General features: G+C 71.3%; 1 pseudogene. It reads left to right on the plus strand.

The features are described from left to right. Window positions 1-1180, plus strand: a pseudogene (locus JOL79_RS33550) (helix-turn-helix transcriptional regulator); the annotation flags it as partial.

Genomic DNA, 1180 nt, shown 5'->3' on the forward strand with positions numbered 1-1180 from the left:
GAGGCGCTGGAGACGGTGTTCGGGATGCGAGGGGGAACGCCGCCTCAACGGTTCCTGGTCGGGCTGGCGGTGCTGAGTTTGCTGTCGGACGCTTCGGAAGGGAGTCCGCTGCTCTGTGTGATCGATGACGCGCAGTGGATGGATCGGGCCTCGGCGCAGGTGCTCGGTTTCGTCGCCCGGCGGCTGCTCGCGGAGTCGGTGGCCCTCGTCTTCGGCTCGCGTCAGCGGGCGCAGGACCTGATCGGACTGCCGGAGCTTGAGGTCACCGGGCTGAGGGCCGTGGACGCACATGCCCTGCTGAACGCGGTGACGCATGTCCGGATCGATCAGCACATCCGTAATCGGTTTGTCGCCGAGACCAGGGGAAACCCGCTCGCCCTGCTGGAGCTACCGCGTGAGCTGGCCGTGGTCCGGTCGGCGGGCGGGTTCGGCCTCGCGGAGGCCGACACGCTGCCGGGCCGGATCGAGCAGAGTTTCCTGGCCCGGATCGAAGGTCTGCCCGAGCAGACCCGGCTGCTGCTGCTGGTGGCCGCCGCCGAGCCGACCGGGGACCCCTCGCTGGTGTGGCGCGCCGCCGAACACCTCGGTGTCATGCCGGAGTCGGTTCTGGCGAGCGGTACGGACGGGCTGCTGGAGTTCGACGTGCGGGTGATCTTCCGGCATCCGCTCGTGCGGTCGGCTGTCTACCGGTCGGCGAAGGAGGAGGACCGCCGGGCGGTGCACCTGGCGCTGGCGGAGGTCACCGACGCGGAGGCCGACCCGGACCGCCGCGCCTGGCACCTCGCGTCCGCGACAACCGGGCCCGATGAGAGCGTCGCCGCGGAACTGGAACGGTGTGCCGGCCGGGCGCAGGCGCGCGGCGGGCTGGCCGCCGCGGCGGCGTTCCTGCAGCGATCCGTGGCCTTGACCGTGGACACCGCACAGCGGGCCGAGCGCGCCTTGGCGGCCGCGGACGCCGGCCTGCGGGCGGGCGACATCGAAGCCGCGCGCCAATTCGCCGACATCGCCGACTCGGACGCCCAGAACGAGTTCCAACGTGTACGAGCCCAATTGGTTCGCGGTCACATCACGTTCGCGGCCGGCTTCAACAACGAGGCGCCGCTGATGCTGCTGACGGCCGCGCAGCGGCTGGAGCCGTTCGACATGGACCTCGCCCGGGAGACGTATCTCATCGCCTGGG

Origin of the sequence: Microbispora oryzae, assembly GCF_017896165.1 — a bacterium.
GTDB lineage: Bacteria > Actinomycetota > Actinomycetes > Streptosporangiales > Streptosporangiaceae > Microbispora > Microbispora oryzae.